The organism is Lentzea alba, assembly GCF_011067745.1.
GTDB lineage: Bacteria > Actinomycetota > Actinomycetes > Mycobacteriales > Pseudonocardiaceae > Lentzea > Lentzea alba.
In genome coordinates, this window is the sequence record NZ_JAAMPJ010000003.1 from 1 (window position 1) to 17,138 (window position 17,138).

General features: G+C 69.0%; 17 protein-coding genes and 2 rRNA genes. 15 read left to right on the forward strand and 4 right to left on the reverse strand.

What is annotated here, in order from left to right; all coding sequences use genetic code 11:
* The 5 genes from G7043_RS12395 to G7043_RS12415 all read left to right on the forward strand — a co-directional run.
* A 23S ribosomal RNA gene (locus tag G7043_RS12395) occupies nucleotides 1-84 on the forward strand; the annotation flags it as partial.
* An 89-nt stretch (nucleotides 85-173) separates the two neighbouring features.
* Nucleotides 174-290: ribosomal RNA gene (gene rrf, locus G7043_RS12400) — 5S ribosomal RNA — on the forward strand.
* Nucleotides 291-369: 79 nt separating this feature from the next.
* Nucleotides 370-1,353: a phosphotransferase gene (locus G7043_RS12405; RefSeq protein WP_166045771.1), complete on the forward strand. Its 984-nt coding sequence runs from the start codon at nucleotides 370-372 to the stop codon at nucleotides 1,351-1,353.
* 183 nt (nucleotides 1,354-1,536) lie between these two features.
* A complete protein-coding gene (locus G7043_RS12410; protein ID WP_166045772.1) occupies nucleotides 1,537-3,078 on the forward strand; it encodes a deoxyguanosinetriphosphate triphosphohydrolase family protein in 1,542 nt (513 codons plus the stop codon).
* A gap of 159 nt (nucleotides 3,079-3,237) precedes the next feature.
* On the forward strand, nucleotides 3,238-6,030 hold the full coding sequence (locus G7043_RS12415) for a S8 family serine peptidase (protein ID WP_166045773.1): 2,793 nt from the start codon (nucleotides 3,238-3,240) through the stop codon (nucleotides 6,028-6,030).
* An 84-nt stretch (nucleotides 6,031-6,114) separates the two neighbouring features.
* Here G7043_RS12415 and G7043_RS12420 read toward each other — a convergent pair whose 3' ends face one another.
* A complete protein-coding gene (locus tag G7043_RS12420) occupies nucleotides 6,115-7,017 on the reverse strand; it encodes a hypothetical protein (RefSeq protein ID WP_242642231.1) in 903 nt (300 codons plus the stop codon).
* A gap of 284 nt (nucleotides 7,018-7,301) precedes the next feature.
* Here G7043_RS12420 and G7043_RS12425 point away from each other — a divergent pair, with 284 nt between their 5' ends.
* The 6 genes from G7043_RS12425 to G7043_RS12450 are packed head-to-tail and all read left to right on the forward strand — an operon-like array spanning nucleotide 7,302 to nucleotide 10,424.
* The gene (locus G7043_RS12425; protein WP_313887827.1) at nucleotides 7,302-7,826 is read left to right on the forward strand and encodes a hypothetical protein; all 525 of its coding nucleotides are present in this window, start codon (nucleotides 7,302-7,304) and stop codon (nucleotides 7,824-7,826) included.
* A complete protein-coding gene (locus tag G7043_RS12430; RefSeq protein WP_166045775.1) occupies nucleotides 7,823-8,503 on the forward strand; it encodes an acVLRF1 family peptidyl-tRNA hydrolase in 681 nt (226 codons plus the stop codon). The genes G7043_RS12425 and G7043_RS12430 overlap by 4 nt, the downstream gene beginning before the upstream one ends.
* A gap of 33 nt (nucleotides 8,504-8,536) precedes the next feature.
* Nucleotides 8,537-8,947, forward strand: a complete 411-nt coding sequence (locus tag G7043_RS12435) for a hypothetical protein (protein WP_166045776.1) — start codon at nucleotides 8,537-8,539, stop codon at nucleotides 8,945-8,947.
* 9 nt (nucleotides 8,948-8,956) lie between these two features.
* The gene (locus G7043_RS12440) at nucleotides 8,957-9,460 is read left to right on the forward strand and encodes a SigE family RNA polymerase sigma factor (protein ID WP_166046329.1); all 504 of its coding nucleotides are present in this window, start codon (nucleotides 8,957-8,959) and stop codon (nucleotides 9,458-9,460) included.
* Nucleotides 9,460-9,930 carry a hypothetical protein gene (locus G7043_RS12445; protein WP_166045777.1) on the forward strand — a complete coding sequence of 157 codons (471 nt, stop codon included), beginning with the start codon at nucleotides 9,460-9,462 and terminating at the stop codon, nucleotides 9,928-9,930. Before G7043_RS12440 ends, G7043_RS12445 begins: the two co-directional genes overlap by 1 nt.
* A 17-nt stretch (nucleotides 9,931-9,947) precedes the next feature.
* Nucleotides 9,948-10,424 carry a GNAT family N-acetyltransferase gene (locus tag G7043_RS12450; protein ID WP_207311114.1) on the forward strand — a complete coding sequence of 159 codons (477 nt, stop codon included), beginning with the start codon at nucleotides 9,948-9,950 and terminating at the stop codon, nucleotides 10,422-10,424.
* Here G7043_RS12450 and G7043_RS12455 read toward each other — a convergent pair.
* Entirely contained in the window at nucleotides 10,408-11,028 is a 621-nt protein-coding gene (locus G7043_RS12455; protein ID WP_166045778.1) for an NAD(P)-dependent oxidoreductase, read from the reverse strand. The genes G7043_RS12450 and G7043_RS12455 overlap by 17 nt on opposite strands.
* A complete protein-coding gene (locus G7043_RS12460) occupies nucleotides 11,025-11,936 on the reverse strand; it encodes an EamA family transporter (protein ID WP_166046331.1) in 912 nt (303 codons plus the stop codon). Before G7043_RS12460 ends, G7043_RS12455 begins: the two co-directional genes overlap by 4 nt.
* Nucleotides 11,937-11,973: 37 nt before the next feature.
* On the opposite strand from G7043_RS12460, the gene G7043_RS12465 reads away from it, so the two are divergent.
* The gene (locus tag G7043_RS12465) at nucleotides 11,974-12,861 is read left to right on the forward strand and encodes a LysR family transcriptional regulator (protein WP_166045779.1); all 888 of its coding nucleotides are present in this window, start codon (nucleotides 11,974-11,976) and stop codon (nucleotides 12,859-12,861) included.
* A gap of 457 nt (nucleotides 12,862-13,318) precedes the next feature.
* Here G7043_RS12465 and G7043_RS12470 read toward each other — a convergent pair whose 3' ends face one another.
* Nucleotides 13,319-14,080: an SDR family oxidoreductase gene (locus tag G7043_RS12470; RefSeq protein WP_166045780.1), complete on the reverse strand. Its 762-nt coding sequence runs from the start codon at nucleotides 14,078-14,080 to the stop codon at nucleotides 13,319-13,321.
* A gap of 145 nt (nucleotides 14,081-14,225) precedes the next feature.
* On the opposite strand from G7043_RS12470, the gene G7043_RS12475 reads away from it, so the two are divergent.
* The 3 genes from G7043_RS12475 (at nucleotide 14,226) to G7043_RS12485 (ending at nucleotide 17,109) form a co-directional block, all read left to right on the forward strand.
* Nucleotides 14,226-15,854: an ABC-F family ATP-binding cassette domain-containing protein gene (locus G7043_RS12475; RefSeq protein WP_166045781.1), complete on the forward strand. Its 1,629-nt coding sequence runs from the start codon at nucleotides 14,226-14,228 to the stop codon at nucleotides 15,852-15,854.
* Between the two features lie 175 nt (nucleotides 15,855-16,029).
* Entirely contained in the window at nucleotides 16,030-16,239 is a 210-nt protein-coding gene (locus tag G7043_RS12480; protein ID WP_030473247.1) for a helix-turn-helix domain-containing protein, read from the forward strand.
* Between the two features lie 57 nt (nucleotides 16,240-16,296).
* Nucleotides 16,297-17,109 carry an enoyl-CoA hydratase/isomerase family protein gene (locus G7043_RS12485; RefSeq protein ID WP_166045782.1) on the forward strand — a complete coding sequence of 271 codons (813 nt, stop codon included), beginning with the start codon at nucleotides 16,297-16,299 and terminating at the stop codon, nucleotides 17,107-17,109.
* Nucleotides 17,110-17,138: the final 29 nt, after the last annotated feature.

Here is a 17,138-nt window from a genome sequence, read left to right on the forward strand (position 1 = left end):
TAGACCACTGGGTTGATAGGCCAGAGGTGGAAGACCGGTAACGGTTGGAGCTGACTGGTACTAATAGGCCGAGGACTTGTTACAAAGACGCTACGCATCCACTGTGCGGTTCTGGAAGAACAACCAGGACCGATCGCGACCCTGCGGGGTTGCTGGTTGTAATTTCATAGTGTTTCGGTGGTTATAGCGTTGGGGAAACACCCGGTCCCATTCCGAACCCGGTAGTTAAGCCCTTCTGCGCCGATGGTACTGCACTGGTTACGGTGTGGGAGAGTAGGTCGCCGCCGAACTTACGTACAGAAGCCCCTGAGGGTCGAGCGCCACAAGCGTTCCCCTCGGGGGCTTCTGTTTTTGTGGCATAAAGGACGTGTGACCAATTTGCGCGCGCCAGTGCTCGAGATGTTGTGGGAACCGCACGACCCTCTCGGCGCGCTCGGCGAAAGGTTCGGCTTCGGCGACGAGGAAGCGGCCGTGCACTGGGTCGCTGCCCAGCTGAACGAACATTGGGGTGTCCGGATCCACTCGTGCGAGCGGATCGTGATCAGTGACCACAACGCGCTGGCCTGGGTCGGCACGTCGTCCGGCCGGCTGCTGGCGAAGTGGTCGGTCGTGCCGTGGCTCTTCGAACGCCTGGCGGAGCTCGCCCGGCTCACGCACTGGCTCGACGGTCAAGGCCTGCCGGTCTCGGTGCCACTTCCCGCGCTGGACGGCCGTCAGCAGGTCGAGGCCGACGGCGCTTCGATGTCCTTGCAGCGGGAGATCGAAGGTGACCTGCTCGACGTCGGCGATCCACACCAGGTCCGAGAGGCCGGGGCGGTCCTGGCCCGGTTGCAGGACGGGCTTGCCCGCTATCCCGATGCTGAGCGAGCCGCCATGCCCTGGGGTCCGTTGCCGCCGTTGAACGTCCGGATCGCCGACTGGCTCGACTCCGCTGCCGAGTCCGTTCCCGCGAAAGCTCGCGACACGCTCCGGCGCCTGGTAGCCGAAGCGCCGCCCGGTGAACTCCCGCTGCAGCTCGGCCACCACGACTTCCGCTCCGCCAACGTCCTGTGCTCCGGAACCGAGGTGGCCGCGGTCATCGACTTCGAGGAGGCCAGGTTCGACCACCGGATCGTCGAGCTCGCACGATCAGCGGTCCTGCTCGGCACCCGCTTCCACGACTGGGGCCCGGTGCCGGCCGAGGTCCACGCGGAGTTCCTCGCCGGCTACCGGTCCGTGCGCGCCCTGACCCCGGCCGAGGCGAAGTGGTGGGACGTCGTCCTGCTCTGGCAGGCCCTGGCGATGGTGCCACTCGGCGACGACCCGACCGGCTGGGGCCCCGCGGCACTGCACTACCTGCCGACTCCGCAGTGAGCTGGCGCTGTCCGGTGGACGCTCACTCGACCGGGTGAACAGTGCCCTGATTCGGCCCCTGCTCCCTCTAGTAGTTATTTCCGCTACCTGGGAGGTGTCACAAAACCATGGTCATCTTCGCCGCGCAATGAGGAAGACGCGTGGGGCGCCGGAGGCTCGTGGCTGCCCGGTACCTTCTGTCCCATGCACAACGAGCAACGCACCGCCCGCCGGTCAGCCGGTGTGGGCAGGACGGCCGACCTCGCCACGAACCCGTTCCGGATCGACCGCGACCGGGTGGCGAGCTCGCCGTTCTTCGCGAGGCTCGGCGGCGTCACGCAGGTCGTCAGCTCGACGGGCTCCGGGCTGCTCGTGCACAACCGGCTCACCCACAGCCTGAAGGTCGCCCAGGCCGCGCGCGCGATCGCGGAGCGGCTGACCAGCCGGCCCGAGCTGACCGCGGTGCTCGAGAAGCTCGGCGGATGTGATCCCGACGTGGTGGAGGCGGCGGCGCTCGCCCACGACCTGGGGCACCCGCCGTTCGGACACCTCGGCGAGCAGGTGCTGGATCGGCTGGCGCGGCACCGGTTCGGGTTGCCGGACGGGTTCGAGGGCAACGCGCAGTCGTTCCGGATCGTCACGACGACGGATGTGCGGGGGCCCAAGGCGCTCGGGCTCGACCTGACCGTGGCGGTGCGGGCGGCGATGTTGAAGTACCCGTGGACGCGTCATCAGCCGCTCGACCTCGCGGTGGCGCCGCGTGGTGCGTCCGCGCCCGACGACATGCCGGGGACCGGTAGCTCGAAGTTCTCGGCTTACGTCACGGAGATCAACGATCTGCGGCAGGCGCGCGAGCCGTTCGAGGGGCGGGTCGAGTCGTGGCAGCAGACCGTCGAGGCGAGCGTAATGGACACCGCGGACGACATCGCGTACGCGATTCACGATCTGGAGGACTTCCACCGGGTCGGGGTGTTGCAGCACGCGACGGTCGCGGCCGAGCTCGGGACGTGGCAGGCGCAGGCGCTCGACCTCGCCGGCCTCAGCGACGCCGAGCTCGGCGCGGAGATCCGGATGCCGGGGCGGTCGTTGGAGACGTTGCGCCGGCGCATGCACTTCAAGGACTCGTGGGTGATGAGCGACGAGGCGTTCGCGCTGGCGGTGCGGAAGGTGAACAAGGAGCTGGTCGACGGGTTGCTGGCGGTGCCGTTCGACGGGTCGGTCGAGGCGGAGCAGGCGGTGGCCGGTTTCAGCGCGCGGTGGACGCGCCGGCTGGTGGACGCGGTCGGGGTCATCGAGGAGCCGACGCCGCGGTCCGGTCACGTCGTGCTGGCCGTCCAGCAGTGGCACGAAGTTCAGGTGTTGAAGTTCGTACATCGGCGTTTTGTGTTGCTGCGGCCGGATCTCGCGTTGCACCAACGAGGGCAGGCGCGGTTGCTCACGTCGTTGGTGGACGCGTTGGAGCAGTGGGTCACCGATCGGACGGAGGCGGACCGGTTGCCGCGCCGGTTGCACGATCTGGTGGAGCTGGCCGAAACGGAGTACGCGGCGCTCGCCCGGACGGAGCCGTCCACATTGGTCGGTCCTACCGGTGAGCTGCCGGTCGGGCCCGATGTCGTCAGGGGGTTGGCGCGCGGGCGGGCGGTGGTCGACTTCATCGCGTCGCTGACCGACAACCAGGCCGCCGCACTGCTGGAAGCACTTTCCGGGCGGACGGGTCAGTTGTGGACTGACGCGTTTGTTCTGTGAACTGTGATTGTGTCTGCTAAGTGAGAAGTAGCCCAATCGGATGCTGACTGTGATCAGTCGTGCGCCATACGTTGACGCCTCGGCCGGGATCATCCGGCCGCAGGCCGCGTGCCCAGGGGGATCGTTCCGGGGCACGCCAACGTTCGGGGGAGAAGCCCTGTGCGCCGATCTCGAAGAGGCACGTCGTTAGTCACCGCAGGAACCGCAGTCCTTCTGGCCGCACTCACCGCTGTCACGCCGGCGTCCGCGGACCCGGTCAAGGCGGCGAAGACCATCACCGACCGCACCGCGGCCCAGATCGCCGCGCTGCAGAGCGTCAAGAAGTCGCTCACCCCAGCTGAGTCCAAAGTGGACAGCGCGCTCGTCGTGGAGGCGCGCAAGCGCGTCCAGACTGGGACGATGAGTGCCCTGCCGCAGGTGCAGACCGGCGTTGCCGTGACGCCGCGGTCCACCACCCTTGTGGACATCCGCGCCAAGCAGTACTCCGAGGACCTGGTCAACGCTGTCCGCGCGGCGGGTGGACAGATCCGGGCCGTGTCCGCCGAGCACCGCACCGTGCGCGCCGAGGTTCCGGTCGCGAAGCTCGCGGAGATTGCCGGACGCAACGACGTCACGCGCGTCGAGCCGGGCAGCGACGCGATGACGCAGGACCTGAAGAACAAGCGGGACAACAAGAGCCGCAAGCAGGTTCCGTCCAAAGAGGACAAAGCCAAGGAAATCGAGCGCAGGCTCTCCGAGAAGCAGCTGTCCGTGCAGGCGGCCAAGGTCGCCGAGAGCGACAAGGCCCACAACGCCGAGGCCGCGCGGGGAAGCTTCCGCGTGACCGGTGTCGGCGTGAAGCTCTGCGCGCTCTCCGACGGCGTGAACTCACTGGCCGTGTCGCAGGCCGCGGGTGAGCTGCCGGCCGTCGACGTCCTGCCGGGGCAGGCGGGTTCCGGTGACGAGGGCACCGCGATGCTCGAGATCCTGCACGACCTCGCGCCCAGCGCCGAACTCGGCTTCGCCACGGCGTTCAACGGTGACGCGAGCTTCGCCGACAACATCAAGAAGCTGCGCTTCGAGCTCGGCTGCGACGTCATCGTCGACGACGTCATCTACTTCAACGAGTCGCCGTTCCAGGACGGCATCATCGCGCGCGCCGTGGACGCGGTCGCCGCGGACGGCGCGATGTTCTTCTCCAGCGCCGGCAACCAGGGCAACGTCGCGGACGGCACCTCGGGCCACTACGAGGGCCAGTTCGTCGACTCGGGCGTGGGCGTCGGCAAGTTCGCCGGTACCGCGCACGACTTCAACCCGGACCCGAACGCCAAGCAGCTGTTCAACCCGCTGTCGAACTACTCGGGCGACACCCCCGTGACGCTGCACTGGGCCGACCCGCTGGGTCAGTCGTTCAACGACTACGACCTGTACCTGGTCAACGCCCAGGGCAACGTTGTCACCTTCAGCCAGAACAACCAGGACGGCGCGCAGGACCCGTTCGAGCGGATCAACACGCCGAGCACGTCCACGGGCACGCGTCTCGCGGTCGTGAAGTTCCGCGGTGAGGACAAGTACTTCGCCCTGTCGCTGTTCGGTGGACGGTTCGCCGACTCCAACGACGGCCTCAAGAAGTTCGTCACGCCCGGCATGACCCGCGGTCACTCGGCCGCCAAGGGCGCGATCTCGGTCGCGGCCGCTCCTGCCGCCGCGGCGCTGCCGTTCGACCTGGAGCCCGGTGACCCGGCCAACCCCAAGGGCCCGTACCCGAACGCCTACGACAGCACGCAGAAGCCGGAGCGCTTCACCTCCGACGGACCGCGCAAGACGTTCTTCGCGCCCGACGGAACGCCGCTCGCCGAGACCCGGCAGAAGCCGGACATCACCGCGGCCGACGGCGTGACCACGTCGGTGCCGGGCTTCGCGCCGTTCTTCGGCACGTCTGCTTCAGCTCCGAACGCCGCCGCGATCGCCGGTCTGATCCTGTCCGGCAACCCGACGCTCAAGCCCGCCGAGGTCAAGGAAGCCCTTGTCACCACGGCGATCGACATCGTCGAGTCCGGTGTGGACAACCGCACCGGGGCCGGCATCGTGATGGCCGACAAGGCTCTCGCCTACACCGGCGCGTCGCCTCAGGCACTGGCTCGCGCGCAGCGTCCGACGATCGTGAACGACGCTGACGGAAGCGCTTTCTTCAAGCCGGGCACCACGTCCACGGTGACGCTTCCTGTCGCCAACAACGGTGACGGCACCGCGTCGTCGACCTCGGTCGTGCTGTCGACGCCGGCCGCCGGCGTGACCATCGCGCCGCGGTCGAAGTACTACGGCAACATCGACGCCGGTCAGACCGTCAGCAACACCTTCAAGGTGACCATCCCGGCGTCGGCCGGTCTCGGTACGGCGGTGCGCCTCGACGCACGCGTGACCTACGCGGGTTCGACGTCGCCGACGACGGCCTCGTTCGCCATGCGCGTGGGTGAGCCGGCGCGTGACTTCAAGACGTTCGCCTACACCGGTGCTCCGGTGGCCATCCCGGACAACGACCAGACGGGTGTCTCCATCTCCCTGCCGGTGTCCGGTGTCGGTGCGGCGTCGAACCTGAAGTTCTCGGTGGACGGCGCGACCTGCTCGACGACGGAAGGCGCTACGACGGTGGGCATCGACCACACCTTCGTCGGTGACCTGGTGGGCACGCTCACCTCGCCGTCGGGCAAGTCGGTCACGCTGTTCTCGCGGGCCGGCAACACGGGCAACAACATCTGCCAGGCCGTGTTCGACGACTCGGCCACGCGGGCGTTCTCGTCCGTGCTGAGCGGCGACGCGCCGTTCACCGGGTCGTGGAAGGCGGGCTCCCCGCTGTCCGCGTTGACGGCGGACCCGGCGGACGGCACCTGGGTGTTCAAGGTCGCCGACGTGGTGGGCTCGGACCGCGGTTCCATCCGCTCCGTGACGCTGCACGTCGCCGGCTGGGTGTGACGAGCTAGCTGACAGAGGAAAGGCCCCCGGCTCGCGAGCCGGGGGCCTTTCTCGTCGTACCAAGAACTTCGTGCTGGCGAACGGCTAGCGGTTCGGCCACTCCCAGCGGATGCCGAACACACCCGGACCGAACCCGAGTGCCACGGCGTGCACGCCGCCGCCCGAGTCCAGGGTGAGGTTGCGGCGCCGCGAAGGCGTCTCGTCGCCCGCCGGCACGCTGTACTGCTGCACGCGCGAGGGCAGGTTCGACTCCTCGAAGCGGACCTCGATGACGTACTCGCGGACCGGGAGGCGGAACTTGCGCGCGAACGTGTTGTTGCCCTTCGGTGCGTGGCCCTCGGGGAACACCAGCTGGTATTCCATGATGAGGGTCTCGCCGCGGGTCAACGGGCGTTCGAACATCATCTCGGCGACCATGATGTTGGCTTCGTGGTCGCGTGCGATCCGTCCCAGGTGGCAGTTGCGCACGTTCACGATCTCGGGGAGCACGTCCGACTCCTCGGTCTCGAACACGAGCGCCCAGCGGTCCGGCCCGTCCTGCTCGGCCCGCAGGATCTGCCGCACCCACACGGATTTCTGCCCGCCGTCGGCAGAGATCTCGATGCGGTCGTGCTGACTGATCCTGCCGAGCTTCAGGTCAGAGGACGTGTCGACCTTCGAGAGCAGGTTCGCGACCCGCTCCCGACGCGCCCAGAGCGCGTCGATCGGCATCATCGTCGTCGGGCGGCAACGGCGGCCTCGCGGACGAGGTGGGCCGAGCAGCGCCGACAGACCCGACTGAGGCACGCCCAGGACCGACTCGAGGTGCCGCAGCGCCTCCAGTGATTCAGGGCGTTCAGGCCTTCGCCGTCCTGACTGCCAGTAGCTGAGCGTCGCGACGCTGATGGTCACGCCGCGCAGTGCCAACCGGTGCTGGATGCGGTCGAGGCTGAGACGGCTCGCCTTGATGGCAGCCCTCAACGCTTCCGGGAACGGTCCCGTCGTCAAGAGCTGCGTAAGGCTGCCGTGGCCCGTTGAGTCAGTGTCGTCAACGGTCAGTGTTGGTCGACCGGCAGCAGTGGTCATGGTGACTCCCCGCTGTCATAAGATCACGCCCCAGTGACCCTACCCGTCCGTGAACATCGCTGGTCGGAGCCGGATGGAGTCAATGGTTAATCCATACGGTTGATGAGTTCACGCTTTCGAGACTCATCTGTCAAGCATTTCGAACCGATCAGTAACATCCGTGTGCAGTTCACGCCTCGTATCGAGATGGCTCTAGTGTGTGTCCGGTGAACGACCTCGACGTGCTGACATCGGTGGCCGGTGCGGTGCTCGGGCCCGGTCCGCACGCGGTGGTGGACCTTCTGGACGTGGTGCCCGGCGTCCAGGTGGACGCGGTGCGCGCGACGGACGACCTCCTGCCCAGGCTGGCGCACGAGGAGTCCCTTTCGAACATCCTCCTGCTCGCCCACGCGTCGCTGCGGCCCGGCGGGGTCCTGGTGGCCGCGGTTCCGGAGCTCGACCGGCTCGGCGCGCTGCGGCCCACGGCGCCGCCACCGAAGGTCAACGGGGACCGGGTCACCGTGCAGCTCTGGGAATGGGCTCCCGACGGCCTGTCGTACGGCCTGGAGGTCGTAACGCTGCTGCGGGGTACCTCGGGGTGGGAGATCTCCGGAACGGCCTCCACGCGCCACAGGGTGCTCTCCGCCGCCGAGATGGAGCACGGGCTGCACGCCGCCGGGTTCTCGACGGTCCAGCGGCTCGCTCCGGGGGAGAGCGGCCACCGCGTGCCGGTGTGGGTGGCCGTCAGATGAGCCGGGTGCGGCCGGTCCCCGGTGGCCGGGCCGTCGAGGTCGAACCGGAACGCGTCCAGGGGTGGATCGGCCGCTTCGCCGACCGGCACGGTGCCGTCGACGTCCGGGTCGCCGAAGATGAGGTCGAGATCACCGCCGCGGACGGCGCGACGGCCACGTTCAGGACGCGCGGTGGTGCCTCTGTAGAAGAGGTGCTCGAAAACCTCATCGAACCGCGCCGGATCGGCCTCGTGCTCGTGCGGCTCGGCGGGCACAGCGTCGGCGTGGCGTTCGGCGGCAAGGTCGAGGTCTCCGCGACCGACCGCAAACAGGTGCACGGCCGCATCAGGGCCGGCGGCTGGTCGCAGCAGCGGTTCGCCCGGCGCCGCGAGGGCCAGGCCCGCGTCGCGCTCCAGGCTGCCGCGGACGACGTGTTCCGCGTGCTGGTTCCGAGGCTCGCCCAACTGGACAGCGTCGTGCTCGGCGGTGACTGGCAGGCGCTGGACGTCCTGCGCAACGACCGCAGGCTTCGAGACGTCTTCTCGATGGCCGAAGATCGCGTCCTGGACGTCCCCGAACCCCGGCGGACGGTCCTGGACGAGGCCGCTGAACGGGCCCGGTGCGTCGAGATCGTGATCCAGGACACACGGGCAACCGGACCGGACGCCGACCGCATGGATACGGGTGAGGGTGCCTGAAGAGGGCGCCACTGAACCCTGCTGGAGCTGCAAGTGCGCAAACGAATGGTGATCGTGGCCGGAGCCGTGGCGCTGGGTGCCGTCGGCATCGCGGTGCCCGCGCTGGCGCTGAGCGGCGGCGGCAACCCCGCAACGCCCACGAGCTCGGCTCCGCAGCCGCCGTCGAACACGATCTCGACCTCGCCGGGAGCACCGTCGTCCACCGTGACCCACCCGCCGACCACGCCGCCGCCCACGTGGGCGTCGTCGACGCCGGCCCACCCGTCGCCCACGTCGGCGATCTCGACGCCGCCCTACCCGCCGACGACCTGGACGACGCCGTCGCCGAACTCGACGCCGCCTAAGCCGACGTCGATCGCCACCACGCCGCCGCTGCCGACCAACACCGGGGGGCCCTCGTACCCCGCGACGACGCCGCCGGTGTCGTCTGCCCCTGCCAAGTAGGAGTCACCCCTGAACTGGGAGGCCGAGTTCACCGACTGCTTCGACCGGTGCGCCGACTCGATGCGCTTCACGGCGTTCCTGTTGTGCGGCAACTGGCACGAGGCGGAAGACCTCATGCAGTCGGCGTTCTTGAAGCTGTACCTGGCCGGTCCGAAGCTCAGCGACCGGTCGGGGCTCGAACCGTACCTGCGTCAGATCGTCGTGCGGACGTTCCTCGCCGAACGCCGCAAAGTGCGATGGCGCAGGGAGAAGCTGACTGACACACCCCCAGAGGGCCTGTCCTCCGCCGCAGGGGCGGAGGACAGGCTCGTGGTGTGGCAGGCGCTCACCGCCGTGCCCGCACGGCAGCGCGCTGTCCTCGTGCTGCGCTTTTGGCACGATTTCAGCGTCGAGGAGACGGCGAAGGCACTGGGCTGCACCACGGGCACGGTGAAATCGCAGAGCAGCAAGGGCCTGGAGGCGTTGCGGCGCAAACTGGGGCCTGAGTTCGATCATCTGAGGCTGGAGGTGTGATGGTTCGCGAAGACGACCTGCGGGCGACTTTCTCCGCTCTGCACGCGGAAGGGGCTCCGCCGCGAGCCACCACGGCAGCCGACCTGATCCAGCGCGGCCAGGCCGTGCGATCCCGGCGCCGCACCATCGCGGTGGTCGGCTCCGGACTGGCGACCGTGGGTGTCGTGGCCGTGGCGCTGGCCGTGCTGCCGGCCGCGACACCCCCGGAACCGGCCACCCCGCCCGGGCCTTCCTCGACGACGTCGCAGGTCCCGACGACCACGGTGCCGTCCCCGAGTTCGATGCAGTCGACGCCGACCACGGTGCAGCCGCCGAGCGGTCCGCAGTCCAGCCGGATGTACACGCCGCCGGCGGGCACCTCGCAGCCGCCGCCGATCTCCACCTCGACGCCGGTCCTGCCGTCCAACATGCCGGAACCGACCTCCAATTCGGTCCCGCCGGCGTCGACCACGCCCTCGAGGCCCGGCTGAGCGGCACAATCCTCGGCATGACCGCTCAGATCCGCCTCGTCGAGATCACCGACGACAACCGCGACGCCGTGATGGCCGTGCGCGTGCACCCCGGCCAGGAACGTTTCGTCGCGTCCGTGGAGGACTCGTTCCGGCACGCGCGGGAAAGTCCCGACGCCAAGCCGTGGTTCCGCGCGGTCTACGACGGCGACGAGCCTGTTGGGTTCGTCATGCTCAGCTGGAACCTCACGCCGGGGCCTGAGCTGCGCGGGCCGTACTTCCTGTGGCGGTTGCTGGTGGGCGCGGGCTTGCAGGGCCGCGGGTACGGCACCGCGATCCTGGACGAGGTCGTGGCGTTGCTGCGCGCGGAAGGGGCCTCCGAGCTGATCACGAGCTGCGTGCCCGGGGAGGGCTCGCCGGAGCCGTTCTACCGCCGGTACGGGTTCGTGCCCAACGGCGAGACCGACGAGGACGGCGAGATCATCCTGACGCTGGACCTCAGTACGCGACCGTGAAGTGGCGGTCCGCGCTTGGTGTCGTGAGTTCGTCCAGCACCGCCACGGCCAGGTCCTCCGCGGAGATCCTGGACGCGCCGGACGGGTCGATGAGCAGCTCGTCCTGGCCACGCCGGTAGCTGCCGGTGCGTTCGCCGGGTTCGAGCAGCGCGGGCGGGCTGAGGTAGACCCAGTCCGCCGCGTGCGACCGGCACACCTCGAACTGCCGCACGCTGGCCGCGGCGATCGGCCGGATGTCCGTTGGCACGTAACGGCTGTCGTCGAGCACGAGACCTTCGCCCGGTGAGCGCAGCGGTGCCGCGCCGCCCACGACGAGGATCCGGGTTCGGGTGGCGAGTGCGGCGTCCAGCATCGTTTTCGTGGGCCTGACGGTGGCCTCCTCGCCCGGCCGCGGCCGGGTGGCGGCGACGACAGCGTCCACTTCGGACAGAAGGTCGTCCATCAGGTCGCGGTCGGTCGCGTCGCCCTGCACGGCGCGGGTTCCTTCTGGTGTGGAGGAAATGTCGCTGCGGAACACCGCTATCACATCGTGGCCGCGTCGCACCGCCTCGGCGACCACCCGCGACCCGACCATGCCCGTGGCACCGATGACTGCGATCTTCACTGGAGAGCTCCTTTGGCGAGCACGGGTGCGGGACGCTGGCCGGCGACGATCGCGGCCAGTGCGAGGGCGAAACCGGTGAGCTGCAGCGCGTCCAGCGTCTGGCCGAGCACGACGACACCGAGCAGCGCGGCGGACATCGGGGACAGCAGGCCGAGCATCGAGACCGACGTGACCGGCAGCGTGGTGATCGCGCGGAACCACAGGACGTAGGCGAGCAGTCCGCCGACGCCGCCGAGCCACAGGTACCCGATCGCGGCTGCCAGGTCGATCGCGGGCGGCGGGCCCTCGAACAGGAACGTCACCGGCGCCAGGAACAGCCCGCCCGCGGTCAGCTGCCAGCCGGCGAACGCCGTGGGGCCGACGTTCGCGGGCCTGCCCCACTTCTTCGTCAGCGTCACGCCGAGCGCCATGGTCGCGGCGCCACCCAGGCCGGCCAGCACGCCGATCACGTCGAACCCGGCGGCCGGGCCGAGCACCACCAGTCCGACGCCGACGACACCGACCACACCCCACGCGAACCGCCACGCCGACGGGCTCTCCTTCAGCAGCCCCACCGCCAGCAACGCCACCACCAGCGGTTGCGCGGCGCCCAGCGTGGCCGCGACGCCACCGGGCAGGCGCTCGGCCGCGATGAACAGGAACGGGAAGAACAAGCCGATGTTGAGCACGCCGAGTGCGGCGGCCCTGGCCCACCAGGCGCCGGTCGGCAGCGTCCGGGTGATGGCCAGGGCGATCAGGCCGGCCGGCAGCGCGCGGAGCAGACCGGCGAACAGCGGATGCCCGGCCGGCAGCAGTTCGGTCGTGACCACGTAGGTCGAGCCCCAGACCACCGGCGCGAACGCGGCGAGTGCGATGCGGGTTTTCACGTCATCCAGTGTTGGGCGACGCGATCGATGAGTCCAACACATGCTTTTCATCTGATCCATCGTGATTCAAGATAGATCGGTGGAGCTCCAGCAGATGAGGTACGTGGTGGCGGTCGCCGAGACGGGCAGCTTCACCAAGGCGGCCCGGCGCTGCCTGGTCGTGCAGTCGGCTTTGAGTCACCAGATCGCGCGCCTCGAACGCGAACTCGGCGCCCGGCTGTTCGACCGCACCAGCCGCAGCGTCCGGCTGACCGCGGCGGGCACGGCGTTCCTGCCGTCCGCCCGGCAGTGCCTCGACTTCGCGGAACGGGCGGCGGCCGAGGTCGCGGCGGCGGTGGGCGAGGTGCGCGGGCGACTCGCGGTCGGGGTGATCCCGACGGTCGCCGCCGTGGACCTGCCCGCCGTGCTGAAGGTGTTCCGGCAGAGGTATCCGCAGGTGCGGGTCGCGTTGCGGATGTCGCCCAGCCACGAGCTCGTCTCACAGGTGCGGGACGGAGCGCTTGATCTGGCGTTCCTGGGGTTGCCGCCCAGCTCCGCCCCACTCGGGGTGCGCGGGGTGGAGCTGGCGCGCGACGAGCACGTGGCCGTGGTGGCCGCGGGGCATCCTCTGGCCGGCCGCGCCGAGACGGATCTCTCGGCGCTCGCGGAGGAGTGGTTCGTCGACTTCCCGGCCGGGTCGCCGGGGCGCACGCAGTCCGATCAGGCGTTCGCGGCGGCGGGGGTGCACCGCGAGGTGGCGTTCGAGGTGACGACCCCGGAGCTGATGGCCGGCCTGATCCGGGAGGGGCTCGGGATCGCCGTGCTGCCGTCGCGGTACACGCCGCAGCTGAGCGGGGTGGTGACGCTGCCGATCACGAACGGGCCGTCGCGGGTGGAGCACCTGGTGTGGAGCTCGGCCGGGCTGACGCCGGCGGCCGCGGCGTTCCTGGAGGTGCTCGGCGTGGCCGAAAATGTCGGTGCTGCCTGAGCGTCAGGCGATCCGCCTGGCTGCCGATGGCGTCTGCAAGTACTGAGCCTTTTCCATCCTGTTTCAGCTGGTCATGCCGTCGGAACGGGAGTGTCGGGCTGGTCGCGCTCTCATGGTGTTGGTGAGGGAAGTTGGTAGTAGCTGACGTGATCAGCAAACGCTTGCGTCGGCGGTTTTCTGCTACCAACTCGCCATCGGCTGGTGAGGGAACATCGCGGACCAGCACGAACAAGTTGGAAAAGGCTCACCACCAACCCAACATCAACAAGCACTTCGCTACTGCCAAGTGGCCTTGTCGATCTCGCCGCCATACCGCGCCCGACTCAGTCATGTTCGGCAACTGTCGAACATGTTGGGTGTAGTTGGCGGCGATTTGATCAAGAGCTGGTAGTACTTGCAGACGCCCTGCCCCTGCGCGAGCGTGTGGTTCAGTCCGGTGCGGTTCAGCTCAGGTTGCTCAGCCCGCCGTGCCCGTCGCGAGCATGCCGCCGTCCACCCGGACGGTCTCGCCGGTGATCCACGAAGCGGCGTCGGAGCAGAGGAACGCCACGAGCGAGGCGACGTCCTCAGGCGTGCCGAAACGCTTCATCGGGTAGAGCTCGGCGGCTTCCTCGCGCCCGCTCCACAGCGCCTCGGCGAACTTGGTCTTCACCACGGCGGGCGCGACGGCGTTCACGCGCACCTTCGGGCCCAGCTGCCACGCCAGTTCCTCGGTGAGGCGGATCAGCGCAGCCTTGGACGCGCCGTACGCGCCGATCACGCCCGTGGACCGGATGCCGCCGATCGACGCGACGTTCACCACCGCGCCGCCGTGCTCGCCCATCCACGCTTTCCACGCGAGCTGGGTGAAACCGAGTGCTGCCACGACGTTCACGTCGAAGATCTTCCGCACGGCGTCGAGGTCGGCGTCCATCAGAAAGCCGAACTGCGGGTTGATGCCGGTGTTGTTGACCAGCACGTCGAGGCTGCCGAACTCCTCGACCGTGTGCGCGACGACCTCTTCGCGGGAGGCGGCGTCGCCCGCGTTGCCCTGCAGGCCCAGGACGCGGCCGCCGGTGTCGGCCTCCAGCTGCTTGACCGCTTCGGCGAGCTGGTCGGCCTTGCGGCCGGTGATGGTCACGGCGGCGCCGCGGGACAGGAGCTCGCGGGCGATGCCGAGGCCGATGCCGCGGGACGCGCCGGTGACCAGCGCCGCCTTGCCGGAGAAGTCTTCGCTCATGGCCGGCAATCTATGCGCCTGGCCACAGGTGGGAAATTCGATGGTCCAGATCCCGTAGAATGAGTCCCGTGATCCTCCTCGAGTAGGCCGACCCGGACGTGCCGACCTTGCCGTGCCCGGAATCTTTTACTGCTCGGAGTTTCTCTTGATCACCGCAACTGACATGGAGTTGCGCGCGGGCTCACGCATTCTCGTGAGTGGCGCCAACCTGCGCGTTCAGCCCGGCGACCGCATCGGCCTCGTGGGCCGCAACGGTGCCGGCAAGACCACCTCGCTGCGCGTTCTCGCCGGTGAGGGCCAGCCCTACGGCGGCGCCATCACCCGCAAGGGCGAGCTCGGCTACCTGCCGCAGGACCCGCGTGAGGGCGACCTGTCCGTCATCGCCAAGGACCGCGTGCTGTCCGCGCGCGGCCTCGACCAGCTGCTCCGCGACATGGAGAAGGCCCAGTCGAAGATGGCCGAGCTGGTCGACCCGGCCGAGCTCGACGTCGCCGTCACCAAGTACGGCAAGCTCGAGGAGCGGTTCGCCGCGCTCGGTGGGTACGCCGCCGAGTCCGAGGCCGCCCGCATCTGCTCGAACCTCGGCCTGCCGGACCGCGTGCTGGCGCAGCCGTTGAGCACGCTGTCGGGTGGTCAGCGTCGTCGCGTCGAGCTGGCTCGCATCCTGTTCGCCGCGTCCGAGGCCGGCATCGGCGCCAAGTCGAGCACGATCCTGCTGATCGACGAGCCGACCAACCACCTCGACGCCGACTCCATCACGTGGCTGCGCGGGTTCCTCAAGTCGCACGACGGCGGGCTCGTGGTGATCTCGCACGACGTGGAGCTGCTCGACGACGTCGTGAACAAGGTGTGGTTCCTCGACGCCATTCGCGGCGAGGTCGACATCTACAACCTCGGCTGGAAGAAGTACCTCGAAGCCCGTGCGACGGACGAGAAGCGTCGTCGCCGTGAGCGCGCCAACGCCGAGAAGAAGGCCGGCGCGCTGATGACGCAGGCCGCCAAGATGGGTGCGAAGGCCACGAAGGCCGTTGCGGCGCAGAACATGGCGAAGCGCGCGCAGAAGCTGCTCGACGGTCTCGACGAGGTGCGCCAGAGCGACAAGGTCGCGAAGATCAGCTTCCCGGCACCCGCCGCGTGCGGCAAGACTCCTTTGATGGCAGAGGGTCTGAGCAAGTCCTACGGCTCGCTGGAGATCTTCACCGGCGTGGACCTGGCCATCGACAAGGGTTCCCGCGTCGTCGTGCTCGGCTTCAACGGTGCCGGCAAGACGACGCTGCTGCGGTTGCTCGGCGGCAGCGAGAAGATGGACGCGGGCAAGATCGTGCCCGGGCACGGCCTGAAGATCGGCTACTTCGCGCAGGAGCACGAGACGCTCGACCACGGCGCGTCGGTGTGGGAGAACATCCGGCACATGGCGCCGGACGAGCAGGAGCAGCGGCTGCGGTCGTTGCTCGGCACGTTCCTGTTCAGCGGTGAGCAGCTCGACCAGCCCGCCGGCACGCTGTCCGGTGGCGAGAAGACCCGGCTCGCGCTGGCCGGTCTGGTGTCGTCGGCCGCGAACGTGCTGCTGCTCGACGAGCCGACCAACAACCTCGACCCGGCCTCGCGCGAGCAGGTGCTCGACGCGTTGCGGCGGTACGAGGGAGCGGTCGTCCTCGTGACGCACGACCCCGGCGCGGTCGAGGCGCTGGAGCCCGAGCGCGTGATCCTCTTGCCCGACGGCACCGAGGACCACTGGTCCGAGGACTACCTCGAGCTCGTGCAGCTGGCGTGATCTCCACCCCTCAAAGGATTACCGAGCGCGTTCTATGATCAACTCAGTGTGATCGAATCGACCGTTCGGCGATCTCTTTGCTTGATCACCTGGCGTTCTGCCGGTTCCTGTTCGATCATTGCGACGACAGGGGCCGTAGAACGGCCCGACCTGCTCGTACGGAAGGCGGGACAAGGTGGCTGACCTGAAGAAGGGTGCCCGGATCACCGGCGCCACGCGGGACAAGCTGGCCGCTGACCTGAAGAAGAAGTACGAAAAGGGCGCGAGCATCCGGGCTTTGGCTGAGAGCACCGGACGTTCCTACGGCTTCGTGCACCGGGTTCTGTCGGAATCCGGCGTCACGCTGCGCGGTCGCGGTGGCGCCACCCGGACGAAGAAGAAGTAGCTACAACCCAGACTGCTACTCTCCGGTAACTAGCTTCTAGTTCGCCGGAGGTATGCCATGCCAGTGCCCGCTATCGACGCTGGTGTGCTCGAGCGCGGTGGCGTTCGGCTCGCGATTTCGGGGCCGCTCGCGACCGTCACGCTCGATCGTCCCGACGTGCTCAACGCACAGACGCCCGCCACCTGGCAGGCGTTGCGGCACATCGGCGAACAGCTGGACCCGGACGTCCGCGTCGTGGTCGTCCGGGGTTCCGGTCGCGCCTTCTCGGCGGGACTGGACCGGCGCATGTTCACCGGTGAGCCGGTCGACGGCGAGCCCGGTGGTCTCGGCGCGCTGCTGTCGCTGTCCGCCGAGGAGGCGGATGCGCGGATCGCGTCGTACCAGGCCGGGTTCACGTGGTTGAGCGACCCGGCACGCGTGACGATCGCGGCGGTGCAGGGGCACGCCATCGGCGCCGGCTTCCAGTTGGCGCTGGCGTGCGACTTCCGCGTGCTCGCCGAGGACGCGCAGTTCTGCATGGCCGAAACCGGGCTGGGTCTGGTGCCCGACCTCGGTGGCACGCTGCCCTTGGTGCGCCTCGTGGGGTACTCGCGCGCGGCTGAGATGTGCGTGACCTCCCGCCGGGTTCCGGCCGAGGAGGCGCTGCGGATCGGCCTCGCGAACTCCGTCGCGCCCTTGGACGGACTGGACGCGGCGGTCGACGCGCTGGTGGCTGCCGTGATGAAGCCACTTCCGGGCGCGGTGTCGGAGACGCTGGCGCTGATGGCGTCGGCGGCTTCTGGCGTGCCCTTCGCCGACCAGCTTGCCCTGGAGCGGGCCGCCCAGCTGCGTCGGGTGCGGTCTTTCGCGGCCATGTCCGCCCACAGCTGAAACTTTCCGCGCTCCTGGCCGCACGCGAC